A 24434-nucleotide genomic window follows, 5' to 3' on the forward strand; every position below is an offset into this window, starting at 1 on the left:
TTAAGCAAACAAGAAGAGGTTTCTTCAGAGTTGAAGCTATCGAATTTATTGAAAAGTAGGTATTTATAGGAAGAGAAATTAATCTTTAATGATCTATTAATAACAACATAATCACTAGCGATTTGTTGGGTTTTGCAATTTGCAATTTCAGTTTGCAAAACAAACAAGCATTTATGGCGAATACGTGTTCAGATGCGTAGTAAATACGTATATTTAAAGTTGGCACGTATAGTGCATTAGTAATAGTGACCCTTCTTAAGCCGAGGGTCACCTAGCCAACTGACGTTGTTAGTGAACCCATATTGTTCACACAAAATATATGACCAATCACCCTTTTGTGATTGGTTTTTTTTTGCCTGAATTTTGAGTTCTACTTGTTGGTTTTACTCACCACACTTCGAGTAACAGCTTGGCTGGCGAGGGCACTCTCCACCTCTGGAGCAGATAAGCCTAGCCTCTGTCTCAATCCCACGTTCAATCCAATTTATATTTAGAATTTTAGCTATTGTCGTGAGATCTTTCTTGATGTTACGCGGTATTACCACAGAGCCACCATTGTTAACGCATGACGCTTTAAGTTGCTCTGCAATGTCTCTTGAATTACCGCCTTGAGCATCAATCGCTGGATTAAGGTCTATGCCAGCACACAATACGCGATTGTTACCCGCAGGGTCCGTCATATTGATGGATTCACAGCAGTAGATTCTTGGCTCATCACCCACATTTAAAATAGATATTTGAGCCGAACTCCCTGCGCGAGGTTCTGACAATCGACGGAATACAGCCCAATGTTGACATGGGTCGGCGACCGTTCTCATATTTCCCCAAGGCAGTGGAATCCCGTTCCCGCGGTACACCGCCTTGAGTTTCCCTGGCCCATAAGCATCAAAGTAGTGCCAGTGAGGGTAGGGCGATACTACCGTCATTCGACGCATAGCAACAGAGGGGGAAACCCCCGCTCTTTTGTGAACGTCGATTTCGTAACCAGTGCGGTCAAGCAACTGTCTAAATGGAACTTTCGGGCAAAGAAGTGCGCCAGCAAAGAAGCTGGATTCAAAGTCTCGCCATGCTTGAAGGATGTCTTGGGAGTTGAGCTGTGAAGATCCTGAAACCTGATTGTCGTCCCATGTATTGTTGTTGCCGACCGACAACACACTCTTCAGGCCTTCTTTGCTATGAAGAATGCAATGGCCGATATAGACAGACAAATCGTATTTCAGTCGAGTCGGGTACTCTTTCAGAATTTCGTTTAAGAAGATGGTACTGGGAGGTTCAAAGAACGAAGTGACGAGCTGTTTGGCATTAATTCCGAGCTCATCAACAACGTCTTTCGGTGTGCGTGTTACCCAACGGATGTTGATTCCTAGGCTTCTAGCTATGTCTATAAGGTCTTCTACGCTGAGGTTAAGACGTTTTAAGCCAACTTCTTCAGCAGCACGCTCAAGGTCAGGGAAGTGGTTCTGATTGCTCTCTTGATGTGCTCGAATCAAGAGGTGCGCAAACTGACGGCCTGAGATTCCTGTTTGCGATAGCATCTCTGGAATCGCAATTTGCAGGATGTCGTTGGAGAATAGAAAGCTCGGCTCGAGTGCCATGCCACTTATCCCCCCACGATTCCCTTTATCAGGAGCAATGGCTTGTTGTTCGGATTCGTCGTCGAGGAACCAGGTTGGTGTCTTCTGAAAGACCTGCGCAATCACTTCCAGCATATCGATGCTTGGAACCCGCTTTCCGCGTTCAATCATTGATAGGTAAGAAACGGAAGGTGCGTATTCTGGGTTGATTCTAATACAACGCGCAGACAGATCTTCCATCGTTAAATGGTTACGTTTTCTTAGGTTACGTATTTTAGTACCTAGGAAATGTGACTGACGAACTAAACTTTTTGACAAGGCCATATTTGTAAAATTCACATTGTAAAATTTTTGTTGTGAAATTGTATGCAAAAAAGCGTTAGTCTACAAACTGAGCAATTCACAAAATGACAAATAAATTAAACGTTAGTTTGGAATAATTGCTCCAGGACACATTATTGTTGTAAAACTCGGTGAGTTTTCACCGGATGGCTCAAAAGGGAAAGACTATGAATATGCTGACATTCGATAAAACAGAAATCCAAAAACAATCAAAGCCATTTATCGCTGAAGCTGTCTTTGCCGTGGAGGCAATCAGTGCGAATAAGCAAACTCAGAAGCAAGTGAAAGCAAAGCAGCTACTTGATCGCCTGTTTCCACTAGAGAACGGCTCGCACCAAGATGTAACAAGCTACGTAGTCGACTACCGTCATATTATGGCTTACTTCAAAGATGGACAACATAGTGGCTTAAAGCATCCCAAGCAATTTGTAGCGTACATGGGAGAGAAGAATGACCCAGACTCGATATTGTTCCGAGATGATAGCGGGAGCCACCTAGAAGTGATGTTTGGCTGTCATAAAGGAACGGGTTGTATTGAGTTGGTAGAGATCGATGATATTCAGTTAGAGTCATGCACGACGTTTAGCCAATTGCCAATGGAAGCAACGACCACAATCCGCGACGAGACCATAGCAGCAATGCGTCACTGGATCAGTTTGATTCAAGGTGATGCAAAGGGTAAACCAAAGGCATGCAGTGAAGACAAAGAGTTTCGAGCTAAGAGTGGTGAAGATTACTGCCTGAATTATTGCTATCAACTTTAGTGGTGTGAAATAAGATTTAGAATGCTGAAGGTTTTGAACCCAGCTAGTAAGTACTAAATCGATACATTACCCATTACCAACAAAAAAGCCCCAAAGATTAACTCGTGAGTGAATCTTTGGGGCTTTTTGATGTTCTTTCCAACGAATATTGATTAGTGCTTCGCTGGCGCTAGTTAAGTCACATCAGAGATTAAACTTAAAGGGGCATGACCCGGTTACGACCCAGAGATTTCGCTTCGTAAAGTAACTTATCAGCGCGTTCGATCAGTGATTGTGCCGATTCACCGGGTTCAAGTTCAGCTACCCCAAACGATGCTGTGATATTGCCAACCTGTTGCCCGCTACGACGATCTTTAATCGATAGCTTTTCTAGAGAGCGGCGGTTGGTGTCAGCAAGCTGGCGTGCAATGCGTAATGATTTGTTTGGCACGATTATCGCGAACTCTTCACCACCAAATCGGTAAGCAGAAATACCTTCACGGCACATTTGTTTTAACTTGCGCGCAATACCTTTAAGAACCATGTCACCAAACAAGTGGCCATAGGTGTCGTTGAAGTTTTTAAAATGATCAATGTCGAGAAGAATCAAACACAGAGGTTGTTTCGCTTCACATAAGGTCTCTATATCAAGGTCAAAAGAGCGGCGGTTATAGAGTGTCGTTGTACTGTCAAAGAGCGCGTCTTTCTGCACTTCTATCAGCTGAGATTTTAGCTTGGTGATTTCTGATGTTGCAGAGTTCAACTGAGAGTTCAAAAATTGAGTAGAGTGACGAATATGACGAGATTCAGAAACCAGCTGACGAACTAAAGACATGACTTCGTCGATCGATAGACTTTCATTATCAACGCGAGCCAAGTCCTCGAAGTTTTTATCGATCATGTCGGAAAAGGCGGAGGTATCGGTCAATGTATCATTCATCGAATTTGAAACTTCCGAGACTAACAGTTCTAAATTAGCGCGGAGGTCATTGATATTCGTTTCAGATTTGCTCGCAACATAATTATTGTAAAGTTGCTCACCAACGGCTGGGGGACAAATGCCATAGTGTTCCAAAATACCATCCATGTCTTTAGTCAGCTGTGGAATAGCATTATCAACATAGGTGTACCAAAGTGCGTAATTCGCAGGTGTGGTAGACACTCGGTTCTTCATCATAAGAGGCACCGCTTTTTTTAGATTTGCGGTAGATTTTTGAAATTCGTCTTTGTTCATTATTTTTACTACAGATACCAAACTAACTTAAGCCACTGTGACCAAGATTAGCGGATTTTACCGATCTTTGCTTTAAAAATTATATAATTAATGGATGAGGATTGGGTAAACAACTCATTTTTATTATGGAAATCGATTGCATATCGATATCGAATGATAAATAGAGTGTTCTTTGACCAAAAAGGAGAGATCCGGTTTAGAGGGGATACGACTGTTGGCAAGGGTTGGCTGTGATACCAATCGTGTTCAATAATGGGTCATTTTAGATTGTTCAAACCCTGAACTTGCTAAAGCATTTAGTCTTTTAAAGTGCTTAGTCTATTCAACCCCTTAGTCTTTTAAAAACCTTAGTCTGTTAAAACACTCGGCTTGCTAAAAATGCTCTGCCGAAAAATGGGTAATAGGAGTGAGTGTGGAAGAGACAGTAACTTAGTGGAAGTTTTATTTCAGGAATAAAAAAGCGCCGATAAAAATCAGCGCTTTAAAATTCTTTTTAGCTAAAAGCTAATTATTGAGCAACAACGTTTGCTGCTTGTAGGCCTTTTTGACCGTTTTCAACTTCGAAAGAAACCTTTTGGCCTTCTTTCAGAGTTTTGAAACCTTCAGAAGCGATAGCACGGAAGTGTACGAATACGTCAGCGCCGCCGTTGTCTTGAGAAATGAAACCGAAACCTTTCTCTTCGTTAAACCATTTTACAGTGCCAGTATTTGTGTTAGACATAATTTGTCCCTTATTCATAAATTTTCTAAATTGTTGATTGCATTACTGCAATGCGCTGATAATTGAATTATTTAATATTGCTAAGAAATAAGGAAAAACTACTTACAAAAACGGGTAACGATTTTACATGTCATTTTTTACTATTCATCTAACTTAAATAACTCCGGCTAACAGAGCGAGTGCATGTTAACACAGTCTTTCGGGTTGTACACTCATTGATTGATAAATCAGCGAGTTTTTTTTGTCATGTTGCGCTCGTTAACAAAAACCACCTACAACAGCTGATAGGTTTATAAAGTTACACGCCATGACAAAGTAAAAAGGAAGCCTAAGCCTCCTTTTCTTCGTTAGTATAGACGATATTATCGTTTGAAGTTGATATCTTCAGTCTTATCTAAATTAATTTTAGTCTTCGCTGGTTGAGTCTCTGCGATTATTTTTCCGTGGCGAATAGAGTACTGCACTGGAACTTGGCGACGAACGGCATCAAAACCATTGTCTGCAGGCAAGATCAATAGGCTACCAGGCTTACCTTCTTCAATACCGTAGTTGTCTTGGATATGCAGTGTGCGTGCTGAATTTTTGCTGATCAAATCAAGCGAAGTGTTGATTTGGTCGTAGCCCATTACTTGCGTTACGTGCAGTCCCATGTGCAGAACTTGAAGCATATTCGCTGTGCCCAGTGGGTACCATGGGTCAAACACATCATCGTGGCCGAAACACACATTGATATTTGCTGCGAGCATCTCTTTAACACGCGTTACACCACGACGTTTCGGGTAGTCGTCGAAGCGACCCTGTAAGTGAATATTCACTAACGGGTTAGCCACGAAGTTAATACCAGACATCTTCAATAGACGGAACAAGCGAGATGCGTAAGCACCGTTATAAGACCCCATCTCTGTGGTATGGCTTGCCGTTACCTTCTCACCCATTTCGAATTTGTGCGCAAGGGCTGCCAGCGTTTCAACAAAGCGAGATTGTTCATCGTCAATCTCATCACAGTGAACGTCGATCAGGCAGTCGTACTTGCGTGCAAGCTCGAACACGTAATGCAGAGATTCAATGCCGTATTCACGAGTGAATTCAAAGTGAGGGATAGCACCGATAACGTCAGCACCGATCTTCACGGCTTCTTCAAGCAACTCTTTGCCGTTAGGGTATGAAAGAATACCTTCTTGAGGGAATGCAACGATTTGGATGTCGACCCACTCTTTCATCTCTTCGCGGACTTCAACCATCGCTCTTAACGCCACTAACGTTGGGTCTGACACATCAACGTGTGTGCGCACATGTTGAACCCCGTTCGCTATCTGCCATTTCAGTGTTTGCTTGGCACGAGACTTTACGTCTTCGATTGATAACAATTCTTTACGTTCAGCCCAACGCTCAATACCTTCAAACAAAGTACCAGAGATGTTCCAGTTAGGTTCTCCAGCCGTTTGCGTAGTATCTAGGTGGATGTGCGGTTCACAGAAAGGAGAAACTGCAATGCCACCTTCAGTATCAAGGATGTCACCTTGATGATCGATTTGAGCGTCATTATCGAGAATGCGAGAAAATTGACCATTTTCAATCAGAATCTGTTTCAAGCCTTCTTGGTCCTGAAGTTTCGCGTTCTTGATTAATAAGGTTGTCATAGTGTGTCCTTAAGCGGCCTGAGATTTCAGAGCTTTTTTGTTCAATAGAGGATTTAGCACGAGGTAACTGATTGCACCACCAAACACGGCATTCAAAGGAACGATGCCAGGTAGGAAGTGACCAGCGGCTACGCCTGTTGCTACCGCGATAATGCCAGCCCAGTTAACGGTTTGGAACTCTGCATTTGCAAGATCTTTGTAACGTTTACGGTTCGCGAAGAAGTCGGCGATGATTACGCCACCAATGGGTGGAATCGCCAGCGAAAGGAAGGTTAACCAACCAACGAAGTTGTTGTATAACCAAAGCGCGAAAATCGTACCGATAATACCGTTAATGATAGACATTGTAGTACTTGAGCGACCTGTGATGTTAGATAAACCCAGACCTGACGCATAAAGTGCATTTTCATTGGTTGTCCAGATATTCAAGCCAAGCACGATGATGGCTGGAAGCAGTAGACCTTGCGCGATCATCACATCTGAAATATCAGCCTGACCGGTTGCTGCTGCGCCTGCTGCGCCGAAGATAAACATCAGCGAGTTACCGATGAAGAACGCGACCATTGTAATTAACACGGCGCTTGCTGGCTTTTTGCCGAAGCGAACGAAATCGGCAGTCAACGTACCTGCACTTACAAACGAACCTACAACCATTGCTAGTGCCATTGAGAAGTCCATTGGTGTTTCTGGCTCGATGAGTTGGAGCTGTGCTAGCCCGCCAACACTGTCTACCGCAGTCAGTACTGAGTAACCACCCAGAATCGCAATCGCGGGCACCGCAATCGCTGAAAGCACCATTAGCGCTTTAATACCGAAGTACACCGTACCTGTCATCAAAAGGCCTGACACAATAATCAAGGTGTTGGTATCAATGCCTGTGGCTTTCTGTACCGGAATTGCGAACATGGCAACGCCTACACCAAACCAGCCGACTTGTGTACCACCAAGTAGAGCAGAAGGAAGCCATGAGCCTTTAGTACCGAAAGAGAAACGAGCAAGGAGGTGAGTAGAGAGGCCAGTAGATGAGCCGATGTAGCCAAGAAAAGAAGTGTAAATACCAAGAATTAGGTTACCGATGAGAACAGCAAGGAAGAAATCGTTGAAAGAAAGACCTGTCCCGAGTGAACCACCAGTTCACATACTTGCAGAGAAGAAAGTGAGTCCAAGCATTACCATGGTGAGTGAAGCGACTCCTTTCCTAGCCGATGTAGGAACCGGCCCTAGACTGTAGTTATTATCAGCAGCCATTTTTTACCTCCGCAATTGATCAAAATTAAAAATAACGGTTGCCGTATTGCAGGCAAACGTGCGCATTATGGTGATCTAAAAATGCAGTCAATATTGATTTTGTCAATAAAGGCATTTTTAAGTCAGCTAGGGCGTTAATTTCCATTTATAACAATAGTTTATTTTTTCTATTTATTTAAAAAAAATAAATAGAAAACGTTTGCTGTAACGTATGAAGTGTCTGATGTTTATGGTTGGCTATGAATGTTGATTATTATGCGTTTGAATGGGTGTCTGTATTGAAAGGAAAGCGTTTAGCCAAACTTCAGACAAAAAAATAGCCAATCGCAATAATCGCAATTGGCCTATATATATCGTGAACAAGAAAGGTTCACTAACAACGTCAGTTGGCTAGGTGACCCTCGGCTTAAGAAGGGTCAATATGTACTTTGCAGTTAGTGTGCCAACTTTTAAAGCAACGTAAAATGGGTGTTTTATAGCAATTTGGTGCGTATTTAAATGTTTAATTCGCATTTTGGAATTATCTTGTTGCGTTTTACAATTGCGTTTTGCGATTTATGGCGATTGTCATTAAGGGGTAACCGATAAAAATACATAGCGAATGTTGCTTAGTTTCTTAGTTTCTTAGTTTCTTGGTTTTTGCTGCTCTTTCTACTTCTACTTCTACTTCTTCTGCAACTAGCGGTAAAATAGACAAAAAGCCCGTGCGATCTCAGATCTCATGGGCTTTGTATCGTTTTATCTAAGACAAGTATTAGATCGAGTAGAAGAAGTACAACTGGGACTTCATTCTAATGATGATCCCGCGTATTACGTCTAGGAACGCCATAAAACTAATTGGTTTCTCACCGCTTACCCAAGCTAACCCTACAGAGCCGACAGGAATATCGTAACCTTGTGCTTCGTCAATTTTTAAGCGGACAAAGTGGTGCTTGTTCTGAAGGTTTCTACCTGTGGTGACACGAACTTGTTCATCAATACCTAACAGGCTAGCTTGTGCTTCACCCGTCGCTTCAACAATGCCTTCTACGGTTGCGGAGAATATCTTGCCTGGGTATACCGCCGTTGCAAACTCAGCAGGCTGGCCCACTTTTACGTTACGAATCGCTTGGTGATTGACTCGCATTAACACGTATTTTTCTTCAGTGTACATTTGGATACGAGGCATCATTGATACTCGCTGTCCTTCACGAAGAATGAAGTTAGTTACAAAGCCATCAGTCGGCGCCGTTACTTTGGTACTGTTCAAATCCCATTGAGCTTGAGCCAATGTTGCTTTTGCCGAATCTACCTCAGTTTGTTTCTTACTGACGTTGGTTTCTGCTTTGTGGATGTTTAACTTTGCATTTTCGGCATCGACTTCTTTTTTGCTGAGCTGAGACTCTAGCGTGGCGACATTATGAGTCGCTAAGTCTACCTTTGCCGTTTGGTGGTCGATGTCAGTCTCAGTAATTGTATGTTCTACAACTCTGTTTTGCTTTTGGTACCGGTCAAGGGTCTTAGATTGCAGCACTAGATCTGTCTTTGCTGATTCTATCTGAGCGACGGAAGCTTTGATGTCTTCAAGCGCTGATTGATGGCTTACTTTAGCGATGCTCACTTCTTGGCGAGCTGTGTCTAAAGCGACTTTTGTTGACTCCAGTTGAACGCTTGCTTTGTTTCTCGCAATCACATATTTGGTGTCATCAATTTCGTAAAGAAGTTGCCCTTCAACCACATCTTGGTTTGGGCTGATGTGAACCTTGGTGGTTTTTCCTGTGACCGCTGTTGAGTCCGGACGTAATTGAATATGCGGAGATTGAACAACTGAACCTCCAGAGAGGTCCATCGGCGTGTAGTTAATTAACCCCACCCACACGAACATCAACCATGACGTACCACCGAGATAAGCAAACGCCTTAGTGCCTTTGTTCCACGGCATGCCTACTAGTCTCAGTAAATAAATGAACAGTGCCCAAATCGCTAAACCTTCTAACATACTTGGTTCTCCTCATTTTTATCGTTTTGTTCTGGTTGAACGTCAGGTTGAACCGGCGCTTTCCATGTGTCTCTCAGGTTAATAATGGCTTTTTCCATATCAACAAAAGCCAATATGACGGCAAGTACCCATACCCAATGCCAAATAAAACCAATCCATGTTAATGCGGTTATTAAGCCGAGTTGTTGATGCTCTTTACTATGAGCTTTATTGATTGGTAGTTCATGAACACGCCAGAATCCGTAACATGCAGCTGCGATAGTTGCGACTAATACAACGCCTGCTACGATATGCAATGCGGTATCTGCACCGGTTCCGACAAATGGGACACTTAATAAACTCATTGATAAATCCTAAGCTAAATGATGCGCCGAGTGTGATGGACATCGGATTTATAGGTTGTAAATTTACTAATTACTTCGATAATTGATTTTATATGATTTGATCTGTCATTGTATTTTTAGAGGCCAGCGACGAATGAACCATTGTAACTTCTTAAGAGCGTTAGGGATTTTGGGTATTTATCAGCATGCAGTGACCAATCCTATGGTCAATGCAGAGCGTTTAGGTATTCCGAAGTCCGTATTTGCTAACTCCATGAATCTGATTCCGGTCAATGAAGTCGATAAATGGTATGGGTTTCTTGAACAGCAAACTAATGATCCAGATATTATTCTGAAGCTGTCTGACCGAGTGGATATTGAAAGACTAGGCCCGTTAACGAATTGGTTTTTTTCGGGTCATGATCTTGCTTCTACGATCCGCCGAGTGAACATCGGCCTACACTGTTTACAGTCTGGTGCGTTCTTATACGGTGCACAGGTAGGGACAATGATTAAATGGTGCTACGACAATCCTGCTTACTCAGAAACGGGTAAAGTGCATGACTCAATAAGAGTCGCGGTTTTCATTATGAAAATTTTACGTCGATATTTGGGTGATGACTTTAAACCCGTTGCGGTTTCAATCGCAGGTTGTCGAGAGAATGTTGACCTCTACCATGAATATTTCGGCTGTACGATTCAATGGGGACAGCCTCGCACGGAAGTTTGGATCCCTAGTGAGTCGAGGTTATCCATCAATCAATCACCATCGAATAGTAAAACAAATCTGGCGATGAATTTTCATGATTTGGATAACTATCTCAACATGCCCGACGCAGAGGATGAGCACAAGGTTACCTACGAGATGATCAATTACAGTCGTCATTTTGGCCTGCCAACGCTGCATAAAGTCTCAACCTTGCTAGGATTGTCGGAACAGCAATTCCAACGAAAATTGCATAAAACTGGCGTTAATTTCTCAACAATGATGGGTTATACGTTGAGTAATGTTGCTGTTGATTTACTGGTGTACTCAGTACCGATAGAAGACGTTGCGAAACGATTAGGTTATACCAACGTAGCGAGCTTTAATCGGATGTTTAAGAAACATCGAGGTTTGACGCCTAAGCAATATATTGAGCGTTTTGACAGCGAATGCTGATCTTCATTAGGTTTTGTCTAGTTTTTGAAAATGAGTAGATAGGTAGATGATTATCCATGTACTAAGGATAAAAGGGGCGGTGATTGGCAGTAGTGACAACTCATGAAAGCCGAGCGTGATGAGACAACTTAGAAGCATTCCTAATAGGATTAAGGCCCATGGGATTCGTGGATACAGTACAAGCGCAAGAGTTGCAAGGATGGCGTTGTATCCATAAAGACCTTGAGCTACCAGTTCATCAGAAGCACCAATCAAATCGCTAAATGCTGTGCTAATTATTACTGCTAGCACAACCCAAGTGGCATGCTTTAGGTTGTTAAGCGCGATGGCGATTAAGATAACGAGCCCTGACAACGCATTGTCTATAAAGCTGACTTGGCTGATCCCTTTTAACAACGGGATCACCACTGTCGGTAGGTTGAACCACGAGTTTGCCTCAAAACTGATTATGGGTATCAATACGGAGTTGGATGGAGAAAATACCGAAAGGCCTAAGCTTGATTGGATAATATAAATCAGCCAAGAGGTGAGGATAAAGGCGCTAGTGTAACCGCGATATTTCTTAAAGCGGGATACAATATTTGCAATGGGAACTGTGAGCAACGCGCCTAACACAGTCACTAAAGCCAATAATGGTGTGGCACCAAAAAAGTTACCGATAAATAAACCAATTAAAGCCCCATTTAGCGCGAACATCCCATTATCAAGGTTTTTGCTTTGTTTGATGGAATAACGAGCCAATGCATAACTGCAACTTGCGCCAAGCAGGGTAAGGAAAGCAAGTGGAAGTGATTCAATCGAAATGGCAAGCAACAGCAAAAGCGACGTCATGGCAGACGGTGTGAAATAGACTTGCCCAATGCCATTGAGCAAGCCTTGAAATGGTAGGATATCCTTATTCGTTTTCATCGTCTGATTACATCATGAGTCATGTTAATTTTTTGTAATTCAGATTGTATATAACTCCATCCTTTTGACTACCTAAGTGTGTTAATTTTGATACCAACGTTCACCATAAGCTTGTTGGTAATCCGGCGTTTCAATGATGCCTTCTTGCTCTGGAACGGTTTCTAATGGTCCTACAACGGTGCGATAAGGCAATACACCCGCCCATACTGGGATATCCATGTCAGCCTTATCATCATTCACTCCATGTTTACCTATCTTCACGGAGGCTTCCGTTAACGGTATCGCCAATAGCTCGGTTGCGGTGAGCTCTTTCTCATTACTGAGCCTGACTTCGTCGGTTCTTCCCGGCGCGATTTGCTCAATGAAGATGTTCAATAAGCGATCTTTTTCTTGGTTGTCATCGATGACTGAAAATGACCCCAATACCACAGCAGAACGGTAATGTGCACTGTGATGAAATGCAGAACGAGCCAACACCCAACCATCGAATAAGGTGAACGTTAAACAGGTGGGTTCTCCTTTTTTCAGATCTCTCAATAAGCGACTGTTTTTGGCTCCATGAATGTAAACCATGTCATCGACTCGCCACGCGAGCATCGGGATAACCATTGGCCCTTCTTCGCCCTGCAATGCAATGTGTGCGATTAAGCTCTCATCAATAATTTGGTGCAGTTTCTCTTGTTCAAATACGGCTTTGTGAGCCCCTTTTTTAATCGTGGTTCTTTTCGTGTTAGATAACATAATCACTCCTTAATCATTGCCTTTTGATTAATGTAGCGATTAACTGGTCTATTAAATAGAGCCACTTTTAAACACTATTTGGATCCAGTTATGCAGCCTATTGATGTCGGTGACCTACAGTTGGACGAACAACACGACACGCGTCAAACCGCCTTGTTCCACGCGATCAGAGAGAAGATCGTTCACGATTTATGGAGCAAGGGCAGTAAGTTACCTTCAACACGTAAGTTGGCTGTGGAATTGTCAGTAAGTCGAAATACGGTGATTTACGCGTATGAACAACTGGTTACTGAAGGCTATATCGAGAGCAAGCAAGGTTCAGGGTTTTATGTGTCGGTTGAACAGCCAGAGCACTTCCTAAGTTTGTCTCAGCCACACAGTGTTCAGGATGCACAGGTTAAGCGTGTAGTGAGTCAACCGAGTGCAAACATAGTGACACCTAACGACATTAACCGCAGCTTTGCCCCTGGAGTACCTGACTTAGATGCATTCCCTTTTGCGAAATGGCAGAGGCTGCTGCAACGTCACTCTACGCGTCAGAACATTGCGGGTAATCAAGAGGTTCAGGGAAGCTTGGCCTTGAGGGATGCATTGAGCGGGTATCTTGCGAGTAGTCGCTCGGTTAATTGTAGTGCCGATAGAATCATCATCACCGCAGGTGCGCAGCAAGCCATCTCAATCGGATTAATGGCGACGTTAGTGGCGGGCGACAAAATCCTTGTGGAAGAGCCCGGCTATCGACAAGTGCATAAAATTATCGATCTGTTGAGGCTAGAGTTAGATGGCGTCAGTGTCCGTGAAAAGGTCGGTCTTGATATTGAAAAAGTGTTGTCCAGTAATGCTAAGGCTCTCTATGTCACCCCGAGTAATCAATACCCAATGGGCACGACGCTTAATACTGAACAACGCCTCAAGTTGATCGATTGGGCTAACAAACATCAGTCATGGATTATTGAAGATGACTACGACAGTGAGTTCCAGTTTGCTCATCGCCCTTATACCAGCATGCAAGGCTTAGCGGGCAAATTGGGATTCGATGACCGAATCATTTATGTCGGTTCCCAGAGCAAGGTGATGTTCAATGGCCTTCGTTTAGGTTACTTGGTGGTGCCTGAAAACTTGGTGGCGAAGTGTCTTGAGATTAAAGATGCGCTCACCGGAGACACGGCGTCCCACACACAGGAAGCGTTGGCGGATTTTGTTCGCGAAGGCGACTTGCTGCGTCATATTAGAAAGATGCGCCGGTCATACAAACTCAAGTATGAAGCCATGATAGAAGCGATTGAAAGCGAGTTTCATGGCGATCTTGAAGTGATCAGTCAGGCGGCAGGGCTACATGTGACCGTGAAGTGGTACCAAGGTATATCTGAACATGAGTGGAGCCGTAGAGCGGAACTTGAAAATATCATCATTCGTCCTTTTGACTTTTATGAATATGGATCAAGTGATGCTCGTGATTGGAGTGGGGCGGTGTTGGGGTTTGGAAATATCCGTTTGGCTGAGATAAAGCCGAAGATCACACAGATCGCTCGGCTTTTTTATCAGTAAGTTTGGTAGGGCTTGCTTACAATCTGTCGATTCATCATTAATCGAGTTATAACTTGTCGACAGAAACGGTGGGTTTACCTAGCCACTTACGCCAAGGAAGTGACAATGTCACAAAAATAGTGACGGCATAGAGCATTGACCAACTTAAACAGATAAACACTAAAGTACAGATGACCAATGAGAGCATGGCAGTGTACCTAGATGCGCCAGTCAGCAATCGGCAAGCCGCTAACATTGCAAGCAGATAAACCAGCACAAAAATACCGTTGGCGAGTTTAAGAAAGAATTCAAGGTCCAAATTAGACAACTCACCAATCACACATGAGATCAGTGCGATAAATCCAATGGCTAACGTTGGGTAAAGTGGTACGCCACGGCTGTTAAGTAGCGCCATTTTACTGGTAGGTGTGTGTTGGCGAGCTTGGGCCCAGATCATGCGAGACAGGCTTTGGGTATAAAGGTTTAGGCTCGCAAAACAAGCAAAGAAGCCAAGCACACTGATGACGGTTTTAAAGCCATTGCCAAACAGTTGCTCTGTTACCCACGGGATGGATGCAGCATCAAATTCCGGCGAACCATAAGCGCCTAGCTTGATAATAACCACTGAACAAGCCCAGTACACTATGCCCGCAACGAAACACCCTGCAATGATCGCGATGGGGAAGTCACGCTGTGGATTCTTAAATTCTTCTCCCATGTGAGCAAAGGCTTCTATCCCGACAAAGCACCAAAACATGACCGCCAATGCAGCACCAATTGACCACATTGAATCGGACGTCATGGTCGGAACGGCGATGTCCGCTGTAGTGATGTCGGCTTTCCAAACAAAGGCGCTAACCAAGGCCAAAATCGACAAGGCAATCACCGTTTGTAAGCGGCCAGAAGACTTACTGCCCATCAAGTTGACAGCAATAAGCAGAGCGACTGTAAAGGACTGAGCACCAAGTGGTGTGTCGAGAGGTGCTGGCAATAGTTGTTGTGCAAAACCTCCTGCCAATGCAATGGCAGCCGGAATACCGACAGGAATAACACTCACAAACAACCAAGCTACGCTGGTTTCTAATCGCTCACTGAAGGCTTGGCGAACAAAATAGGCCGTGCCACCTGCATTGGGGTATCGTTTTCCTAATGCGGCAAAGGTGAGTGCAATCGGGCAAATGGCGATAAACAGGATTAGCCATGCTAGTAGTGATAACTGCCCTGCAATGCCTGCGGCAATTGCGGGAATCATAAAGAGTCCAGTGCCAAGCAAAGTTGTTGAGAGTTGTCCTATTCCTGAGATCAAGGTGATCTCTTGTTTGAGTTGTGTCATTCGCTCTCCTAGCTAATGGCTTATCATATCGGCCTTCTTATGCCTGTCTTCTGATGTTTGGGTGATGCTATGAATGAGAGCATACATTGTCGATATTAATAATGCAGCTAGCGAAACGTCTTAAGACACCGTCAATTTAACGGTTTTAACTTGATTAAGCGTGAAAGTGTCGGCTGTCATAATGGCTGTTATAAGTAGGAAAGTTGTGTCAAATTAGGCGTTATAAATAGAACAATAAATGGAAAGAATCAGAAGCATGGATAAATTTGATCGTCAGATTTTGGATATTCTCAAAACCAATGCACGATGCTCAGTGAGCGATATCGCGCGAGATGTCAGCCTCTCGCGCTCGGCGGTGAATGCCAGAATCAAGAAACTGGAAAGCGACAAAGTGATTACGGGTTATTGTGCTCAAGTGGCAGAGCCCAACCAAACGAAGAATGTGTGCGCTTACATCTTGTTGAAGTTCGACATGTCGAGCAGCGACCATAGTTGTGAGTCCTACGCGACACGAATCCAGAGTATTGATGAGGTGCAATGGTGCCACTCTATTAGCGGTGAGACAGACATGATGCTTTATGTTGAAGTTGAAAGCATGGAACGTTTGAATCAAATCCGCGACCATCAGCAAAGCTACCCAGAACTTCGACACCTCATGACTCATACGGTTTTGACGGAGTTTTTTAACAAACAGAATGCGAAGGTGCATTCATGTTAGGCAATATCAACTTAAACCTACTGCGCTCTCTGCATGTGCTTCTTGAAGAGTGTCATGTCAGTCGAACAGCTCAGCGTTTGCACATCACGCAGTCGGCGGTGAGCCGTCAATTGGCTCAGCTTAGAGATCTATGTGGCGATCCTTTGCTGGTTCGTGATGGCAATAAACTGGTTCCGACTAACCGTGCTTTGTTACTCAAAGGCAAACTCGACGATCTACTTGGAGAGTTCGACCACCTTTTAGACGATAAACCCTTTGAACCGCAAGACTGGCAGGGTGAACTGGTATTGTCTTCGAGTGACTATGTGGCTCAGTATATTCTTCCTGTTATTGTTGCAGAGGTGTCCGCCGACGCCCCGAACATTAATTTGGCATTCCGCTTGTGGCAGCCAAACTACCTTGAAGCTCTGAACGAGTCGGGTATTCATTTGGCTTCCAGTATGTTTCCGACAAAGCCAGAACATGTATCAAGCATCAAGCTTGGTGAAGATAAATCGGTGTGTTTGATGCGCAAGTCGCATCCATTAGCCCACCAATCGACTTTGAGTGCACAAGATATCGTCAGCTACTCTCACATCAAAGTGACAGGTGGCGGAGATAAAGACAGCTACGCGGACCTAGCATTGAAGAAACAAGGACTTAAACGTAGAGTGGCTCTGCAGGTTCCGTTCTTCTCATCGGCTGGCACGGTGTTAATGCAAGACGATTATCTGATGATCGTGCCAGAACATATCGCCTATAACTTAGGTCGACACCTCGACACTGCCTATTTTTCTTTGCCATTTGATACGGAAATGCACACCTATTGGTTAATGTGGCACCCTAAATATGACAACGACTCTGCCCACAAATGGGCGCGAGAAAAGGCATTTCAAGCTATGCAAAAGTCGAGCTACAATATTAGTATGACTTGAATTCATAAGTATAATGATAATCTTTGATTTCAAATAATACCTTCTGCGAATTATGGTAAGTGCCAAGTATTGAGTATTAAGTATAGAGCGTTCAGTTGGAACGCTTTGTGTCACTAGGAATGGAATGATGACAGTAACAATTTGGTTTTCTTTATTAGCGATTTGCTTGTTGGGTGCAATGTCTCCGGGCCCAAGCTTGGCTATGATTGCAAAGCACAGTTTGGCTGGTGGACGTATCAATGGTCTTGTCGCGGCTTGGTCTCACGCCGCAGGCATCGGTATTTATGCGTTCGCAACCATTGTTGGTTTAGCCGTTGTGCTTGAGCAATCACCTATGTTGTTCAAAGGGATTAGTTTAGCGGGCGCAGCGTATCTGCTTTATCTCGGTATAAACGCGTTACGCTCAAGAGGTGGGGTTGCCGCGAAATTGGAAGCGGGTGAGCAGATGAGTTACATGCAATCTGCGCGTGAGGCCTTTTTGATCTCTATATTGAGCCCAAAGATCGCACTGTTCTTCATCGCTCTGTTTAGTCAATTTGTAGCGTTAGGAAATGAACTGACCAATCAAGTGATTATTGTCTCAACGCCGCTGATTGTTGATGGCCTTTGGTACACCTTCATCACTTTGGTGTTGTCTAGCCCATTGATTGTTGAGCGTATTCGCTCGAAAGCCCAGTTGATTGACCGACTATCTGGTGTGGTGTTGATTCTACTTGCTGTGCGTGTGGTGTGGACGATATAGCGGTAGTCCATATACTGGCAAGAAACGATATCCATTAAAAAGGCTCACTAGACGTTATCTAGTGAGCCTTTTTGATTTCTATGGATTCGTTTCGATAGTCTTGTGCTTGTTAGCCTTCTGAATTCAGAACCGCATCAAGTTTTTGCATCGAGTCTGAAAAGTACGGGTTGTAGGTCAAACGCGCATGGTTTTTTCCATCTTCACGATATCCCCACGCTGAGTACCACACTTCACTTGTCGCGTTGCACTGTTCTTCAAAACCTTCCTCTTGACCATTGGAGCAGATCTTCTCGCTACCATTGATTCCGTAATACGGATTGCTTGGTGAGAACAGCAAACCCATATGAGAACCGTTCGAAATACGTTGCTCTGGGATCTTCATGCTGTATTGAACAGTGCGAGGATCGTCGAGTGTGGTTTCTCCTTGCCAAACCAAAACATTGTTTGGATTGGGCATCGATTCAGTAAACGCTTGTTGAACGAAGCGGGTATCAATCACACTGTCGCCTTCACTCATCATAATAAACACCGGTTTATCGAAGTGTTTATCTTGTAAGTCTTCGCGAACCACTTCTGATGTCTCGTAGTAAACCGAGGCACCGTTCATTGGCAGTGAGTTGTAACGCAACATATTGTCTTCAGGATCTTGATCAGCCCAAGTGACAAAGTAGCTTGCTAGCCCAGCGTATTGAACGGCAGACGAGCTTGGTTGAAACGCAGGAGAGAACAGCAGTAGTCCTGAGATCTTAGGATCGTTCATCGCCTGTGACGTGACGAGATTTGCACCTGTTGAGTAGCCACCAAGCCACACAGAATCATACTCTTGCTCAAGCAACTTAGTATGGTGAGCTACCACACCTTGCCAATCTTCTAAGCTCGGTTGCATTAGGTCACCCACACGACTGCCGTGGCCCGGTAGCAATACGGTTCTCACTAAGTAACCTTGTTCTGCTAAGTGCGTTGCGATGTCTTTAAATGAGTACGGAGAATCACCTAACCCATGTACTAATAAAACTGCCTTACCGTTAGGTGTCGCAGGTTTGTATTCGGTGGGTGAATTGAGTTGAATCTCTAGCTGCTTGTCTTCCGCCATGAACACGCGGTTTTTCAATAACCAATCTTGGGTGTCATTGACGTAGGCATCAAAGCTGTCTTGCTGATAGCTAGGCAAGTCAGGAGATGTTTGGTAAGCGGGTATCGGTGTCTCGTTGGAACAACCAACGAGACTTAAAGTCGTTAAGGCGAGCAGTGCTAGGAGGGGTTTTCTTTGCATTATGTAATCTTGTCTCTGTTGTGCTTTCACTATGTCTGAAACTGAAGTTTAGATTACTTTCTGCTTGAAAGGTCTTCGTATTCACCTTCAATAACACCGGCATCACTGGTTGATGATTGACGTGTGTTCATGTGAGCTGCGAAACCCTGTTTCTTCATTTGATTCTGAATGCGCTTGCCAGTGATTAAAGCTGCAATAGCTAAAGGAATAGCAAGAATCAAACTTGTGAATAGCGCCAAAAGGCCGGTAAACAATGCAACAATCGTAACTAGTATATTTTTCATATTCATTCCTCTCTTTCTATGTTGTCACTATATCGCTTCTATTCTGAACGAAACATGAACACCGTTAATAAATTTTAGAGAGTCACTATGACTCGCATGTGTATAGATTGAGAGTTTATATGTAGTCATAATCACGCACTAAAATTGCGGGATAATAACAAACACCTTAAAATCAATGACTTAAAAGTTGGCACGCTTGATGCTCTATAGGGTTTGGAATAAGTCACTGTAAGCAAAGTACTTACAGTTAACTAAAATATTACTGGAGCCCTTATGTTCTGTATTCAATGTGAACAAACAATTCAAACCCCAACCGTAAAAGGCTGTTCTTTCGCACAAGGTATGTGTGGTAAAACATCGGAAGTATCCGACCTTCAAGACGTGTTGGTGCATTCTCTTCAAGGTGTTTCTTTCTGGGCTAATTTAGGCCGCGCTTGCGATGTTATTGATACTGAAATTGACGAATGGGCACCAAAAGCGTTCTTCGCAACACTGACTAACGTTAACTTCGACCCTGCTCGTATTATCGAGTTCGCACAACAATCTCACGAGTTTAAGCAGCGTTTAGAGCAACAGGTACGTGCGGCTGCTACGTTGATCGGTTTTGAAATCCCAGCACTTTCGGCTGCTGCGCAATTCGATCTTCCTACAGATTCTTCAGAGCTATTGGCGCTTGCCCCTCAGGCTGCGGTAAACCGTGGTCACGACTCTCAACATGAAGATGTGATTGGTCTTCGCCTTCTTTGCCTATACGGATTAAAAGGTGCGGCAGCCTACATGGAGCACGCGCGTGTTCTTGGTCAAACTGACAATGCTATTTTCGCTGAATACCATGAAATCATGGCTTTCTTAGGTACTGACCCATCTGACCTAAAACAACTGCTAGATACGTCTATGCAGATTGGCTTGATGAACTACAAAGTAATGGAAATGCTGGACAAAGGTGAGACAGATACATTTGGTCACCCTCAACCAACAACCGTGAACGTGAAGACTAAGAAAGGCCACTGTATTCTTGTTTCTGGTCACGACTTGCATGATCTAGAAAAGATCCTTCAACAAACTGAAGGCAAGGGCATCAACGTTTACACTAACGGTGAGATGCTACCTGCACACGGTTACCCTGAACTGAACAAGTACCCACACCTTGCGGGTAACTACGGCAGCGCTTGGCAGAACCAGCAAAAAGAGTTTGCGAACTTCCCTGGTGCCATCGTAATGACATCTAACTGCCTGCTTAACCCTGATGTAGGTTCTTACGCAGACCGTCTATTTACACGTAGCATCGTAGGCTGGCCGGGTGTTGATCACCTTGAAGGCGACGATTTCAGTGCAGTAATCGACTGTGCTCTTGCGCAAGAAGGCTTCAAACACGACGAGATCGAGCAAATGATCACTGTTGGCTTCGGTCGTAACGCACTGATGGAAGCGGCACCTGCGGTTATTGAGCAAGTGAAAGAAGGCAACATCAAGCACTTCTTCCTAGTCGGTGGTTGTGACGGTGACAAGTCTGAGCGTAGCTACTACACAGACTTCACAGCACAAGCGCCAGAAGATTCAGTAATCTTAACGCTTGCGTGTGGTAAATTCCGTTTCAACAAAAACCAATTCGGCGACATTAACGGTATCCCACGTCTGTTAGATGTTGGCCAATGTAACGATGCTTACTCTGCGATTCAACTTGCTATCGCACTGTCTCAAGAGTTTGATTGTGGCATCAACGAACTTCCGTTAACGCTAGTTCTATCTTGGTTCGAGCAAAAAGCGATCGTTATCCTGCTTACTCTGTTCGCTCTTGGTGTGAAAGGTATTTACACGGGCCCAACAGCGCCAGCTTTCCTAACAGAAAATCTACTAAAGATTATGCAAGACGAGTTCGATATGCGTTCTATCTCAACGCCAGAGCAAGATCTTAAAACAATCTTAGCGGCTTAATCTAAGCCCACTTTAAGCCCCGTTGTTGTGACGTTTTTCTAAAACAGACAACGGCGGGGCTTTTTCGATTTAAATCTTTAGTCATTTAATCATCTAGTCATTAGCAAGGTACACGAACTATGTATGCATGGTCGGATAGCGATTCAATCAATTTAGTGTGTTTAAAGAAATGGCATGAGACGCCAGATACGGTCAGCTTTGAGCTTGGCAGCGTTCCACAAGACTTACATTTCAATTTTAAGCCTGGCCAGTTCATCACGTTGGGTTTGGATATGCCGACGAAAACGGATTACCGTGCTTATTCTGTCGCGTCTTGTCCTGAAGATAACCGTCTGAAACTGACAGTAAAGCGTGTGGAAGGTGGCTTGGTTTCGAACTTTATTGTTGATGAACTTGATGAAGGTGATGAGGTTTCAGTATTGAAGCCTGCTGGCGCGTTTAACTGTATTGATTGCATGCCGACAGCAACGAAAAAAGTGACGTTAGTGAGTGCAGGTTGCGGTATTACACCTGTGATGGCGATGGCAAAATATTGGCTGGCTCAAGGTAGTGATATTGAGATCGATTTTGTTCACATGGCACGTAATCGACGCGAGACCATCTACTTTGAAGAGCTTTACCAACTTGATGAGACACACGCCAACTTTAACCTTAAGTTGCTGCTGAAGGACAGTGAAGGGACAACAGTACCTCAAGGTCGTCTAGATAAGAACTGGTTGGTCACACTCAGCCCAGATATCTTAGAAAGAACGGTTTATCTGTGCGGCCCAGTTGGCTTTATGCAAAACATAGAAAGCTACCTGAAAGAACTAGAATTCAACATGGAAAATTTCTATCAAGAAAGTTTCACGCCAGCGAACCCAAACACGGATTCATTGGCCAATAGCAATACAGCTTCAGAAGAGTCACAAGCGGAAGCGCCTGCAGATTCAAATAGTGCCGTTAAGGTGTTTGTTCCTGCATTTGGCGCAGAAGTAGAAGCGGAGGCGGGCACACCACTCGCTGATTCATTAGAGAAAGCTGGTGTTCCGATTATTATTGCCTGTCGCAGTGGGATTTGTGGTTCTTGCAAGTGCAAAGTAACCAAAGGTTCAGTGGAATCAAGCAGCCAAGAAACATTGACGCCAGAACAGATTGAGCAAGGTTATGTCCTTGCGTGTTCGAGTACGATTCAGTCAGATGTTGAGGTTGAGCTGTAACAGGTGTGAAGTCGAGCTTTGTTAGAGTGAAGAAGACAAAGTTGGCGTAATAGAGACCAAAATTAAAGTAACAGATGTAAAAAGGCCACTTAGATCAGATAGAGAGAGCAGATCTAAGTGGCAACCTTCCTGTTTATACGGGGGAGTAAAACAAGAAGGGTTGCGAAGCCCATAATAGACTTCGCAGATATAATTATTATGTTGTGGAGCCGTTTGCGCTGAGTTAGTTACAAGATCGAAGTCGTTTAAACTTCAGGGTATGTCTTGTAACGAACACCCATCATCTGTTCCATACAGTGAACAACTTGGCAGCTGTAGCCAAACTCGTTGTCGTACCAAATGTAAAGAACAGCGCGGTTGTCTTGCGCGATAGTTGCAACACCGTCAACCACACCTGGGTGGCGAGAACCAACCAAATCGGTAGATACAATCTCGGTTGAGTCGGTGTAATCAATCTGTGCAGATAAAGTTGAAGATAGCGCCATTTCACGTAGGTATTCGTTCAACTCTTCTTTGTTTGTGCCTTTCTCAAGGTTTAGGTTTGCTACTGCCATTGAAACGTTTGGCGTAGGTACGCGAATCGCATTACCTGTTAGCTTACCTTCCATTTCTGGCATCGCTTTTGATACCGCTTTAGCAGCGCCAGTCGATGTCAGTACCATATTCAATGAAGCAGCACGACCACGACGATCACCTGAGTGGAAGTTATCGATTAGGTTTTGGTCATTGGTAAATGAGTGAACCGTTTCGATGTGACCTGATAGGACACCAAACTTGTCGTGAACCGCTTTTAATACTGGCGTAATTGCGTTGGTTGTACAGCTTGCAGCAGAGATGATCGTATCTTCTGGTTGAATGTCATTTTGGTTTACACCAAATACGACGTTCTTGATTTCACCTTTGCCTGGCGCAGTCAGTAGAACCTTCTTCGCACCATTACACGCAACGTGCTGGCTTAGGCCTTCAGCGTCACGCCACACACCTGTGTTATCAACCACAAGTGCATTCTCGATACCGTAAGATGTGTAATCCACTTCTGCTGGCTTGTTTGCGTAGATAACTTGGATGAAGTTACCGTTAACGATGATCGCTTTACGTTCTTGGTCTACAACGATGCTGCCGTTGAATTGGCCATGAACAGAGTCACGACGTAGCAAGCTTGCACGTTTTTCTAAGTCACCATCTTTGCCGCCACGAACAACAATTGCACGTAAACGCAGTGGGTAACCTGGGCCACTTTTCTCGATCAATAGACGAGTGAGCAAGCGGCCAATACGACCAAAACCATACAAGACAACATCACGAGGTTCTGTCATCGCCTCGCCTTCAAGCGACTCTAAAAGTGCAGTTTGTAGGAAATCATCCAACCCGTGTGTGTCTTCGCGATCTTGCCAGAATGTATGAGCAAGGCGACCAACATCGATACGACATGGAGACAAGTCCATAGAGAGAAGGTGTTGAATGATGGGTTGAGTCTGTTCTGCGGTAAGCGGAGAACCTGTGTAACGTTTTGCGATGCGGTGAGCTTTGATGATGTCGATAGTTGTTGCGTTAACCAGTGTTTTACCGAAGAGGATAACTTCAACGCCTTTTTGGCGGTACAACTGACCTAAAGTAGGAGCGATTGATTCAGCAATAGTTTGACTAGTTTGCCAGTCTAGGAGGTGCTTTTCGGGACTCATCTTTACTCGGGACCTTTCACGTTAATTTCTGCAATCATAGCGAATGTAGGGTAGCCATGAGTGCATGGGGGAGTTGAGCTATCTAAGCTTTGGTGGTCTTTAACGCCACTTAAATTTGCTTGATATGCCTTGTGTGTAATTTGTAATTTTTATGTGGCGGGATTGTAAGGTACGACGAGTTATTCTGCTAGGAAAAATAAACATAGATTAAT

General features: G+C 44.0%; 20 protein-coding genes and 1 pseudogene. 8 read left to right on the top strand and 13 right to left on the bottom strand.

The window, feature by feature from the left end; genetic code table 11:
• Window positions 1-383: 383 nt before the first annotated feature.
• A complete protein-coding gene (locus K08M4_RS16540) occupies window positions 384-1913 on the bottom strand; it encodes a DUF3612 domain-containing protein (RefSeq protein WP_086051496.1) in 1530 nt (509 codons plus the stop codon).
• A gap of 170 nt (window positions 1914-2083) precedes the next feature.
• Between K08M4_RS16540 and K08M4_RS16545 the strand changes: the two genes are divergently transcribed.
• Entirely contained in the window at window positions 2084-2680 is a 597-nt protein-coding gene (locus K08M4_RS16545; RefSeq protein WP_086050683.1) for an aldolase/citrate lyase/malate synthase family protein, read from the top strand.
• Window positions 2681-2876: 196 nt separating this feature from the next.
• Here the strand turns inward: K08M4_RS16545 and K08M4_RS16550 are convergent, their stop codons facing one another.
• The 6 genes and pseudogenes from K08M4_RS16550 to K08M4_RS16575 form a co-directional block, all read right to left on the bottom strand.
• The gene (locus tag K08M4_RS16550) at window positions 2877-3893 is read right to left on the bottom strand and encodes a GGDEF domain-containing protein (protein WP_086050684.1); all 1017 of its coding nucleotides are present in this window, start codon (window positions 3891-3893) and stop codon (window positions 2877-2879) included.
• Between the two features lie 508 nt (window positions 3894-4401).
• Window positions 4402-4614, bottom strand: a complete 213-nt coding sequence (gene cspE, locus K08M4_RS16555; RefSeq protein ID WP_004730009.1) for a transcription antiterminator/RNA stability regulator CspE — start codon at window positions 4612-4614, stop codon at window positions 4402-4404.
• A gap of 362 nt (window positions 4615-4976) precedes the next feature.
• Complete coding sequence (locus K08M4_RS16560) at window positions 4977-6254, bottom strand: cytosine deaminase (protein WP_086050685.1); 1278 nt, start codon at window positions 6252-6254, stop codon at window positions 4977-4979.
• A gap of 9 nt (window positions 6255-6263) precedes the next feature.
• A pseudogene (codB, locus tag K08M4_RS16565) lies at window positions 6264-7502 on the bottom strand (cytosine permease).
• Window positions 7503-8256: 754 nt separating this feature from the next.
• Window positions 8257-9480, bottom strand: coding sequence for an HlyD family secretion protein (locus tag K08M4_RS16570; protein WP_086050686.1), 1224 nt, complete (start codon window positions 9478-9480; stop codon window positions 8257-8259).
• Window positions 9474-9824 (bottom strand): MFS transporter, encoded by a 351-nt coding sequence (locus K08M4_RS16575; protein WP_086050687.1) that lies wholly within the window; start codon window positions 9822-9824, stop codon window positions 9474-9476. The genes K08M4_RS16570 and K08M4_RS16575 overlap by 7 nt, the downstream gene beginning before the upstream one ends.
• A 133-nt stretch (window positions 9825-9957) precedes the next feature.
• Between K08M4_RS16575 and K08M4_RS16580 the strand changes: the two genes are divergently transcribed.
• Window positions 9958-10965: an AraC family transcriptional regulator gene (locus tag K08M4_RS16580; protein ID WP_086050688.1), complete on the top strand. Its 1008-nt coding sequence runs from the start codon at window positions 9958-9960 to the stop codon at window positions 10963-10965.
• A gap of 6 nt (window positions 10966-10971) precedes the next feature.
• Here the strand turns inward: K08M4_RS16580 and K08M4_RS16585 are convergent, their stop codons facing one another.
• On the bottom strand, window positions 10972-11874 hold the full coding sequence (locus tag K08M4_RS16585; RefSeq protein ID WP_086050689.1) for an urea transporter: 903 nt from the start codon (window positions 11872-11874) through the stop codon (window positions 10972-10974).
• Between the two features lie 81 nt (window positions 11875-11955).
• Window positions 11956-12615: a pyridoxamine 5'-phosphate oxidase family protein gene (locus K08M4_RS16590; RefSeq protein ID WP_086050690.1), complete on the bottom strand. Its 660-nt coding sequence runs from the start codon at window positions 12613-12615 to the stop codon at window positions 11956-11958.
• A 90-nt stretch (window positions 12616-12705) separates the two neighbouring features.
• Here K08M4_RS16590 and pdxR point away from each other — a divergent pair, with 90 nt between their 5' ends.
• Window positions 12706-14163, top strand: coding sequence for a MocR-like pyridoxine biosynthesis transcription factor PdxR (gene pdxR, locus K08M4_RS16595; protein ID WP_086050691.1), 1458 nt, complete (start codon window positions 12706-12708; stop codon window positions 14161-14163).
• A gap of 46 nt (window positions 14164-14209) precedes the next feature.
• Here the strand turns inward: pdxR and yjeH are convergent, their stop codons facing one another.
• Complete coding sequence (gene yjeH / locus K08M4_RS16600; protein ID WP_086050692.1) at window positions 14210-15475, bottom strand: L-methionine/branched-chain amino acid transporter; 1266 nt, start codon at window positions 15473-15475, stop codon at window positions 14210-14212.
• Between the two features lie 256 nt (window positions 15476-15731).
• On the opposite strand from yjeH, the gene K08M4_RS16605 reads away from it, so the two are divergent.
• The 3 genes from K08M4_RS16605 (at window position 15732) to K08M4_RS16615 (ending at window position 17849) form a co-directional block, all read left to right on the top strand.
• Complete coding sequence (locus tag K08M4_RS16605; RefSeq protein ID WP_086050693.1) at window positions 15732-16193, top strand: Lrp/AsnC family transcriptional regulator; 462 nt, start codon at window positions 15732-15734, stop codon at window positions 16191-16193.
• Window positions 16187-17107, top strand: coding sequence for a LysR family transcriptional regulator (locus K08M4_RS16610; RefSeq protein WP_086050694.1), 921 nt, complete (start codon window positions 16187-16189; stop codon window positions 17105-17107). The genes K08M4_RS16605 and K08M4_RS16610 overlap by 7 nt, the downstream gene beginning before the upstream one ends.
• Before the next feature lie 127 nt (window positions 17108-17234).
• The gene (locus tag K08M4_RS16615) at window positions 17235-17849 is read left to right on the top strand and encodes a LysE family translocator (RefSeq protein ID WP_086050695.1); all 615 of its coding nucleotides are present in this window, start codon (window positions 17235-17237) and stop codon (window positions 17847-17849) included.
• Between the two features lie 109 nt (window positions 17850-17958).
• Here K08M4_RS16615 and K08M4_RS16620 read toward each other — a convergent pair whose 3' ends face one another.
• Both K08M4_RS16620 and K08M4_RS16625 read right to left on the bottom strand, forming a co-directional pair.
• Window positions 17959-19122: an alpha/beta hydrolase gene (locus tag K08M4_RS16620; RefSeq protein WP_086050696.1), complete on the bottom strand. Its 1164-nt coding sequence runs from the start codon at window positions 19120-19122 to the stop codon at window positions 17959-17961.
• Window positions 19123-19175: 53 nt separating this feature from the next.
• Window positions 19176-19406: a hypothetical protein gene (locus tag K08M4_RS16625; RefSeq protein ID WP_009845683.1), complete on the bottom strand. Its 231-nt coding sequence runs from the start codon at window positions 19404-19406 to the stop codon at window positions 19176-19178.
• A 273-nt stretch (window positions 19407-19679) separates the two neighbouring features.
• Between K08M4_RS16625 and hcp the strand changes: the two genes are divergently transcribed.
• Window positions 19680-21341, top strand: a complete 1662-nt coding sequence (gene hcp / locus K08M4_RS16630) for a hydroxylamine reductase (RefSeq protein ID WP_004730037.1) — start codon at window positions 19680-19682, stop codon at window positions 21339-21341.
• 119 nt (window positions 21342-21460) lie between these two features.
• Window positions 21461-22540, top strand: a complete 1080-nt coding sequence (locus K08M4_RS16635) for an FAD-binding oxidoreductase (RefSeq protein ID WP_086050697.1) — start codon at window positions 21461-21463, stop codon at window positions 22538-22540.
• A 245-nt stretch (window positions 22541-22785) separates the two neighbouring features.
• Here the strand turns inward: K08M4_RS16635 and K08M4_RS16640 are convergent, their stop codons facing one another.
• On the bottom strand, window positions 22786-24222 hold the full coding sequence (locus K08M4_RS16640) for a glyceraldehyde-3-phosphate dehydrogenase (RefSeq protein WP_009845680.1): 1437 nt from the start codon (window positions 24220-24222) through the stop codon (window positions 22786-22788).
• Between the last annotated feature and the right edge of the window lie 212 nt (window positions 24223-24434).

Origin of the sequence: Vibrio syngnathi (genome assembly GCF_002119525.1) — a bacterium.
Taxonomy (GTDB): Bacteria; Pseudomonadota; Gammaproteobacteria; order Enterobacterales; family Vibrionaceae; genus Vibrio; species Vibrio syngnathi.

What these genes read in the sequence shown, in the direction of transcription:
- K08M4_RS16545 (WP_086050683.1), top strand. Translation starts at nt 2,084, where the DNA reads ATGAATATGCTGACATTCGATAAAACAGAAATCCAAAAACAATCAAAG.
- K08M4_RS16550 (WP_086050684.1), bottom strand. Translation starts at nt 3,893, where the DNA reads ATGAACAAAGACGAATTTCAAAAATCTACCGCAAATCTAAAAAAAGCG.
- cspE (WP_004730009.1), bottom strand. Translation starts at nt 4,614, where the DNA reads ATGTCTAACACAAATACTGGCACTGTAAAATGGTTTAACGAAGAGAAA.
- K08M4_RS16560 (WP_086050685.1), bottom strand. Translation starts at nt 6,254, where the DNA reads ATGACAACCTTATTAATCAAGAACGCGAAACTTCAGGACCAAGAAGGC.
- K08M4_RS16570 (WP_086050686.1), bottom strand. Translation starts at nt 9,480, where the DNA reads ATGTTAGAAGGTTTAGCGATTTGGGCACTGTTCATTTATTTACTGAGA.
- K08M4_RS16575 (WP_086050687.1), bottom strand. Translation starts at nt 9,824, where the DNA reads ATGAGTTTATTAAGTGTCCCATTTGTCGGAACCGGTGCAGATACCGCA.
- K08M4_RS16580 (WP_086050688.1), top strand. Translation starts at nt 9,958, where the DNA reads ATGAACCATTGTAACTTCTTAAGAGCGTTAGGGATTTTGGGTATTTAT.
- K08M4_RS16585 (WP_086050689.1), bottom strand. Translation starts at nt 11,874, where the DNA reads ATGAAAACGAATAAGGATATCCTACCATTTCAAGGCTTGCTCAATGGC.
- K08M4_RS16590 (WP_086050690.1), bottom strand. Translation starts at nt 12,615, where the DNA reads ATGTTATCTAACACGAAAAGAACCACGATTAAAAAAGGGGCTCACAAA.
- pdxR (WP_086050691.1), top strand. Translation starts at nt 12,706, where the DNA reads ATGCAGCCTATTGATGTCGGTGACCTACAGTTGGACGAACAACACGAC.
- yjeH (WP_086050692.1), bottom strand. Translation starts at nt 15,475, where the DNA reads ATGACACAACTCAAACAAGAGATCACCTTGATCTCAGGAATAGGACAA.
- K08M4_RS16605 (WP_086050693.1), top strand. Translation starts at nt 15,732, where the DNA reads ATGGATAAATTTGATCGTCAGATTTTGGATATTCTCAAAACCAATGCA.
- K08M4_RS16610 (WP_086050694.1), top strand. Translation starts at nt 16,187, where the DNA reads ATGTTAGGCAATATCAACTTAAACCTACTGCGCTCTCTGCATGTGCTT.
- K08M4_RS16615 (WP_086050695.1), top strand. Translation starts at nt 17,235, where the DNA reads ATGACAGTAACAATTTGGTTTTCTTTATTAGCGATTTGCTTGTTGGGT.
- K08M4_RS16620 (WP_086050696.1), bottom strand. Translation starts at nt 19,122, where the DNA reads ATGCAAAGAAAACCCCTCCTAGCACTGCTCGCCTTAACGACTTTAAGT.
- K08M4_RS16625 (WP_009845683.1), bottom strand. Translation starts at nt 19,406, where the DNA reads ATGAAAAATATACTAGTTACGATTGTTGCATTGTTTACCGGCCTTTTG.
- hcp (WP_004730037.1), top strand. Translation starts at nt 19,680, where the DNA reads ATGTTCTGTATTCAATGTGAACAAACAATTCAAACCCCAACCGTAAAA.
- K08M4_RS16635 (WP_086050697.1), top strand. Translation starts at nt 21,461, where the DNA reads ATGTATGCATGGTCGGATAGCGATTCAATCAATTTAGTGTGTTTAAAG.
- K08M4_RS16640 (WP_009845680.1), bottom strand. Translation starts at nt 24,222, where the DNA reads ATGAGTCCCGAAAAGCACCTCCTAGACTGGCAAACTAGTCAAACTATT.